This is a genomic window from Jiangella rhizosphaerae, assembly GCF_003579925.1.
Classification (GTDB): domain Bacteria; phylum Actinomycetota; class Actinomycetes; order Jiangellales; family Jiangellaceae; genus Jiangella; species Jiangella rhizosphaerae.
On sequence record NZ_QUAL01000128.1, the window covers coordinates 1 to 7398 of the forward strand.

5 protein-coding genes are annotated in these 7398 nt (G+C 71.9%); 4 read left to right on the forward strand and 1 reads right to left on the reverse strand.

Annotation, left to right across the window (positions count from 1 at the left end; genetic code table 11):
• The 3 genes from DY240_RS31945 to DY240_RS13085 all read left to right on the forward strand — a co-directional run.
• Positions 1–837, forward strand: an 837-nt coding sequence (locus tag DY240_RS31945; protein WP_199701420.1) for a ComF family protein, incomplete at its 5' end; no start/stop codon positions are given.
• Between the two features lie 184 nt (positions 838–1021).
• Positions 1022–1657, forward strand: coding sequence for a ribosome hibernation-promoting factor, HPF/YfiA family (hpf, locus tag DY240_RS33705; RefSeq protein ID WP_119660319.1), 636 nt, complete (start codon positions 1022–1024; stop codon positions 1655–1657).
• 98 nt (positions 1658–1755) lie between these two features.
• Positions 1756–2973: a winged helix-turn-helix domain-containing protein gene (locus DY240_RS13085; RefSeq protein WP_119660320.1), complete on the forward strand. Its 1218-nt coding sequence runs from the start codon at positions 1756–1758 to the stop codon at positions 2971–2973.
• Between the two features lie 464 nt (positions 2974–3437).
• Here DY240_RS13085 and DY240_RS13090 read toward each other — a convergent pair whose 3' ends face one another.
• On the reverse strand, positions 3438–4559 hold the full coding sequence (locus DY240_RS13090) for a GNAT family N-acetyltransferase (protein ID WP_147375308.1): 1122 nt from the start codon (positions 4557–4559) through the stop codon (positions 3438–3440).
• Between the two features lie 145 nt (positions 4560–4704).
• Here DY240_RS13090 and secA point away from each other — a divergent pair.
• A partial coding sequence (gene secA, locus DY240_RS13095; RefSeq protein ID WP_119660322.1) for a preprotein translocase subunit SecA occupies positions 4705–7398 on the forward strand: 2694 nt, incomplete at its 3' end.

The window sequence follows — 7398 nt, forward strand, 5'->3', positions numbered from 1 at the left end:
GCCGGTCGGCGCGGGCTCGTCCGCCTGCGCCGCGCCGCCACCCGGCTCGGGCGTGTGGTCGCCGGCCTCAGCCACGCGGCCGCCGACCTCGCACTCGGCAGCGTCTGCGCCGGCTGCGGCGAACACCCCGGGCTGCTCTGTCCGTCGTGCCGGGGTGCGCTTCTCGGCCCGGCGTCGCATGTGCTGACGGTCCCCGGCCGCCCCGACCTCCCGCTCGCCGCGGCCGCGGCCTACGCCGACGCCGTCCGCGCGGCGATCATCGAGCACAAGGAGCACGGCCGCCTGCCGCTGGCCGGTCCACTCGGCGACGCCCTCGCGGTCGCCGTCACCGCGCTGCTCGCGGCCGGCGCCCCCTGCCGCGCCTCGCCCGGCGACCGAGCCGCCTGGATGGGTCCGGCGCTCGGTGAGGCCGCCCGCGGCCACCCCGCCCACGCCGACCCGGCCGAAGCCTGTACCTCGCACGAGGACCGTCCCGTGGTGCTGATCCCCGTCCCGTCCGCACCCGCCGCGGTGCGTCGTCGAGGGCACGACCCCGTCCTCCGGTCGGCGCGCCGGGCCGCGGCCACCCTTCACCGATCCGGCCAGCGTGCCAGCGTCGTCGCCGGCCTGCGGCACGCGCGCCGGGTCGCCGACCAGGCCGGTCTGGACCGCCGCGAACGCGAGGACAACCTGCACGGATCCCTCGTCGTCACAGCCGCGGTCCGGCGGGCCGCCGGCCGCTGCGTGGTCGTCGTCGACGACATCGCGACCACCGGGGCGACGCTGCGCGAGAGCGTCCGGGCGCTCGAAGCCGCCGGCGTGCGTCCGTGCGGGGCGGCGGTGATCGCCGTGGTGTGACGTCGGCCGCGGCTAGCAGAAATCGGGGGGATCCACGTGTATGGAAGGCGACTAACGGCTAACGTTTGTGCATGGCACCCATTGTCGATCCTCGAAGTCACGAGGAGGGCCGGGTGCGAATCCCGGTCACCTGAGCGCGCGGGTGTCGCTCGACCGTCTGACCACGACGACCGGGAGGTTTCGAGTGGACATTGTCATCAAGGGCCGTCACACGACCGTGCCGGAGCGGTTCCGCAGCCACGTCGCGGAGAAGCTCTCCAAACTCGACAAGATCGCTCACAAGGTCATCAGGGTGGACGTCGAAGTCACGGCCGAGGCCAACCCACGACAGAACGATCAATCCGAGCGCGTCGAGCTGACCCTGCACTCCAAGGGCCCGGTCATCCGCGCCGAGGCGGCCGCCGCCGACCGGTACGCCGCGCTCGACCTCGCCACCGACAAGCTGGTCGCCCGGCTGCGCAAGGCCGCCGACCGCCGCCGCGTCCACCGTGGCACCCGCACGCCCATCTCCGTCGCCGCCGCCACCGCCCGGCTCGACGGCGCCGCCATCCCCGCGCAGCCGACACCCGTCGCGCCCGCGGCTCCGGCCGCCACCGCGGTCGAGGAGCCCCTCGACGACTACGCCGTGCCCGACGCCGGCCCCATGGTGGTCCGCGAGAAGACCCACCGGGCCGAGCCGATGACGCTCGACCAAGCGCTCTACGAGATGGAGCTGGTCGGCCACGACTTCTACCTCTACGTCGACGCCGACTCCAAGATGCCCAGCGTCGTCTACCGGCGCCGCGGCTACGACTACGGCGTCATCCGGCTCGACGTCTGACCCCGTTCCCACCGCATCGGCACGTCCTCGACCGAGGGCGTGCCGATGATCGTTCCGGACCGCCCGACCTTGTCGGTGCCCACTGGTAGCTTCCCGACATGGCTCGACGAGAGAAGCTGACGGCCGCGGCCGCCCGGCGCGTGGCGCTCGCGGCTCAGGGGTTCGCCGACCCACGCCCGCCGAGCCCCGACCGTCGCGCCATCCGCCGCGTCGTCGACCGCGTCGGCGTGGTGCAGATCGACTCCGTCAACGTCCTCTCACGCTCGCACTACCTGCCGTTCTTCAGCCGCCTCGGGCCGTATCCGCGCGCCGAGGTCGACCGCGCCGCCAACAAGTCGCCGCGCATGCTGTTCGAGTACTGGGCGCACGAGGCGTCGCTGCTGCCGGTCCGCACCCAGCCGTACCTGCGGGCCCGCATGGCCAGGGCCGACGAGCTCGCCTGGGGCGGCATCCGGCGGCTGGCCCGCGAGAAGCCCGACTTCGTGGCCTGGGTGCTCGACGAGGTGAAGCGGCTCGGGCCGATCACCGCCGGAGAGATCGAGCACGACGCCCCGCGCGACAAGACCAACTGGGGCTGGAACTGGTCCGAGGTGAAGACGGCGCTCGAGTACCTGTTCTGGTCCGGCGAGGTCACGGCGGCCGGCCGCAACGGCTCGTTCGCCCGGCTCTACGACCTCCCCGAACGAGTGCTGCCCCGCGACGTCCTCTCCGCCCCCACGCCGACACCCGAGGAGTCGCACCGCGAGCTCATCCGCATCGCCGCCCGTGCCCACGGCGTCGGGTCCGAGCAGTGCCTGCGCGACTACTTCCGCCTCTCCGTCGCCGCCGCCAAGGCGGCCATCGCCGAGTTGGTCGACGACGGTGAGCTGCTGCCCGTCACGGTCGAAGGCTGGAAGCGGACCGCCTACCTCCACCGCGACGCCCGGGTTCCGCGCAGGGTCGACGCCCGGGCGCTGCTGAGCCCGTTCGACTCGCTCATCTGGGAGCGGGCCCGCGCCGAGGCGCTGTTCGACTTCCGGTACCGGCTGGAGATCTACGTCCCGCCGGCCAAGCGCGTGCACGGCTACTACGTCCTGCCGTTCCTGCTCGGCGACCAGCTGGTGGCCCGGGTCGACCTCAAGGCCGACCGGCAGGCCGGGGTGCTGCTGGTGCAGTCGGCGTGGGGCGAGCCCGGTTCGCCGGCCGAAACCCCCGACGAGCTGGCCGACGAGCTGGTGTCGCTGGCCGGCTGGCTCGGCCTCTCCGACGTGACATCCACCGGCCGCGGCGACCTCGCCACGCCGCTGCACGAGGCCCTGCACCGCGCCGCCGCCTGACATGCGCGTGGCGTGCGCCGGGGCTTCCGCGTTCGCCGTCCCCTGATGCCCGTTCTCTTGGCCGCGTCCGCCCGCCTCGAGCGCACGAGTGGGGGACGCTTCGCGCCGGCGGCGGCTGGGAGCCTCTCGCGTGGTCCTCGATGCCGACGGTCGTCCTCGATAGCCGGGGTCGTCTTATGCGGGCTTCTCGAGGCGTTCAAGGCGGCTGCGGCTATCGAAGTCGGCTCCGGGCATCGACGACGTCCGGGGCAGCCCATGGTGAGCGGGAGAGTTCCTCGTGATTTAGGCGCCGCGGCCCGCCCCCACCGCCCCGCCGCCCCGCCGCCCCGCCCCGCTCCCCCCAAAGTTGATCTTGGAGAAGGGCGGCAATTGCAGGGCGATATGTCCGATAGATGGCCGAACAAGTCCAAGATCAACGTCGAGGTGGGGGCGGCGAACCACAGCGCGGGCGGAAGCTCGCGCCGTCAGGGGAGCGGGTCGTCGGAGAGCAGGTCGTACCAGTGCAGGTCGAGGACGACGCCGCCGCGAATGCGCTCGCCCGCGCGTTCCACGCCGTACGGCCGGAAGCCGGCCCGCTCGATCACCTTGCGCGACGCGTCGTTGCCGGTGACGTGCGCGATCACCAGCCGCCGCAGCCCCAGCCCGCCGGACGAGACCGGCGCGAACGAGTGCCGCGCCATCAGCCCGACGGCCTCGGTGGCCACGCCGCGTCCCCGTGCGGCGGGATGCACCCAGTAGCCGATCTCCGCGCCGCCGTCGTGCGAGAGCAGCCCCATCAGCGAGAACGCGCCGATCGCCGGCCCGCCCTCCGGCAGCGCCGCCGCCCAGTGCACGCCTCGTCCGGCGGCCGCCTCCTCCTCGCGGTCGCGGATGTAGGCGCGGGCGATCTCAGGGGTGTACGGCGACGGCAACCCGCCCAGCCAGTGCTGTGTGACGGGGTCGTTGCACGCCTCGACGACGGCGCCGGCGTCGGTCTCGGCGAACCGGCGCAGCACCACCCGCGATCCCTGCAGCGTCGGGACGTCCAGCCACGGCGACGCCGGGCGCATCGGCTCGCCCGCCGCCAGCGTCGCCATCCAGATGTCCTCGCGCACGCCGCGCCGGGCGACGCCGCCGCGCAGCTTGCCCTCGACGCGGAACCCGCACGACCACGCCACCCGCCGCGACGGCCAGTTGCCCACCGACGCCCGCCAGTGCAGATGCGTGAGCCCGAGGCCGATGTCGGCGAACGCGTACTCGGCGACCAGCCGGACCGCGCGCGAGGCCAGCCGGCGGCCGCGCGCGTCGGGGGCCAGCCAGAAGCCGACCTCAGCGGCGCCGTCGCCCTCGGAGCGCAGGCCGATCATCCCCTGGACGACGCGGTCCTCCGGCGAGCGGATGGCCCAGGTGAGGTCCTTCTCCGTGTCCCAGCCGGCCGGGACGACGTCCTCGACGAAGCTCTTCGCGTGCTCGTGGGTGTACGGCGACGGCAGCGTGGTCCAGCGCTGGATCTCGGGATCCTGGCACAGCTCGGCGATGCGGTCGATGTCGGCGGCCACCGGAGCGGCGAGCAGCAGGCGCTCGCCGCGGAGCTCGAACGGTTGCACGTCTTGCATCCTGCCCGCTGCCGCGCTTCGCGGTCGAGTCGTTATCTTTTCCGTGACCCGACGTACCATGGGTCGACGGAGTCTCTGTATCTCACGGAGCCACCGGGCGCGAACGCCCAAGCCCGCTGCATAGGAGTTGACCCGCGTGCCTGTTCTGCTCGACAAGATCCTCCGTGCCGGCGAAGGCAAGATCATCAAGCGTCTCGAGGCGATCGTCAGACAGGTCAACAGCATCGAGGACGACTTCGTCTCGATGTCCGACGACGACCTGCGCGGCATGACCGACGAGTTCCGCAAGCGCCTCGCCGACGGCGAGCAGGTCGACGACCTGCTGCCCGAGGCGTTCGCGACGGTGCGCGAGGCGGCCAAGCGCGTCATCGGCCAGCGACACTTCGACGTCCAGATCATGGGCGGCGCGGCGCTGCACCTCGGCAACATCGCCGAGATGAAGACCGGTGAGGGCAAGACGCTCGTCGCCACGCTGCCGTCGTACCTCAACGCGCTCACGGGCAAGGGCGTGCACGTCGTCACCGTCAACGACTACCTGGCCCGCTACCACGCCGAGTGGATGGGCCGCATCCACCGCTTCCTCGGCCTCGAGGTGGGCGTCATCCTCAACGGCCTCACGCCGGCCCAGCGCCGCGAGGCCTACGCCGCCGACATCACCTACGGCACGAACAACGAGTTCGGCTTCGACTACCTGCGCGACAACATGGCGCAGCGGGCGGAAGACCAGGTGCAGCGCGGGCACCACTTCGCCATCGTCGACGAGGTCGACTCCATCCTCATCGACGAGGCCCGCACGCCGCTCATCATCTCGGGGCCGGCCGACCAGCCGACGCGCTGGTACACCGAGTTCGCCAAGATCGCCCAGCGGCTGCGGCGCGACACCGACTACGAGGTCGACGAGAAGAAGCGCACGGTCGGCGTCCTCGAGCCCGGCATCGAGCGGGTCGAGGACTGGCTGGGCATCGACAACCTCTACGAGAGTGCCAACACCCCGCTGATCCAGTTCCTCAACAACTCCATCAAGGCCAAGGAGCTGTACCGGCGCGACAAGGAGTACGTCGTCAAGGACGGCGAGGTGCTCATCGTCGACGAGCACACCGGCCGCATCCTCGGCGGGCGCCGCTACAACGAGGGCATGCACCAGGCCATCGAGGCGAAGGAAGGGGTGGAGATCAAGCAGGAGAACCAGACCCTGGCGACCATCACCCTGCAGAACTTCTTCCGCCTCTACGACAAGCTCTCCGGCATGACCGGTACGGCCATGACCGAGGCCAGCGAGTTCGACAAGATCTACAACCTCGGCGTCGTCCCGATCCCGCCGAACCGCCCGCTGGCCCGCATCGACCAGGACGACGAGATCTACCGCACCGAGGAGGCCAAGTTCGCCGCGGTCGTCGAGGACCTCGTCGAGCGGCACCAGAAGGGCCAGCCGGTCCTCGTCGGCACCACCAGCGTCGAGAAGTCCGAGCGGCTGTCGCAGCTGCTGCGCAAGCGCGGCGTCCCGCACGAGGTCCTCAACGCCAAGCAGCACGAGCGCGAGGCCGCCATCGTCGCGCAGGCCGGTCGCAAGGGCGCCGTCACCGTCGCCACGAACATGGCGGGCCGCGGTACCGACATCATGCTCGGCGGCAACCACGAGTTCATGGCCCAGGCCGAGCTGAAGCAGCGCGGGCTGGACCCCATCGAGAACCCCGAGGAGTACAAGGCCGCCGAGATCGCCACGCTCGAGAAGCTCGAGGCGCAGGTCGCGGCCGAACGGGAAGAGGTCCGCGCGCTCGGCGGCCTCTACGTCCTCGGCACCGAGCGGCACGAGTCCCGCCGCATCGACAACCAGCTGCGCGGTCGCTCGGGCCGCCAGGGCGACCCGGGCGAGTCGCGCTTCTACCTCTCGCTGCAGGACGACCTCATGCGGTTGTTCAAGAGCGAGTGGGTCGAGATGATCATGCGGACGTTCAACCAGCCCGACGACGTCCCCATCTCGCACAAGCGCGTCAGCAACGCCGTCAAGAGCGCGCAGACGCAGCGCGAGGCGCAGAACTTCGAGATGCGCAAGGACGTCCTCAAGTACGACGACGTCCTCAACCGCCAGCGCCAGGTCATCTACGACGAGCGCGCCCGCGTGCTGCACGGCGAAGACCTGCACGAGCAGGTCACCGGCATGCTCGACGACGCCGTCACCGCCTACGTCCAGGGCGCCACGGCCGGCAACTACCCCGAGCACTGGGACCTCGACCAGCTGTGGACGGCGCTCAAGACGCTGTACCCGGTCGGCGTCACGGTCGAGGAGGTCGAGCAGGAGGCCGGCGGCCGCAACGCGCTCACCCCGGCCGGGCTGACCGAGCGACTGGTCGAGGACGCCCACGCCGCGCTCGAGCGCCGCGAGGCCGAGCTCGGCACCGAGGTCATGCGCGAGCTCGAGCGCCGGGTGCTGCTCACCGTGCTCGACCGCAAGTGGCGCGAGCACCTCTACGAGATGGACTACCTGCGCGAGGGCATCGGCCTGCGGGCGTTCGCCCAGAAGCAGCCGCTGGTCGAGTACCAGCGCGAGGGCTTCGACCTGTTCGTCGCCATGATGGACGCCATCAAGGAGGAGTCCGTCGGCCTGGTGTTCAACCTGGAGGTCCAGGTGCAGGCCCCCGGCGACGGCGCGGCGCCCACGGCGCCCGGCGCACCCGTGGTGCAGGCCAAGGGTCTCGGCGGAGTCCAGCGGCCGCAGCAGCTGCAGTACACCGCGCCGACGGTCGACGGCGACGCCCGCGTGCAGCGGCAGGTCGAGCAGGTGCGTCCGGCGGCCCGCCAGCCGCAGGCGGCCCGCGGCGCCCGGGCCGGT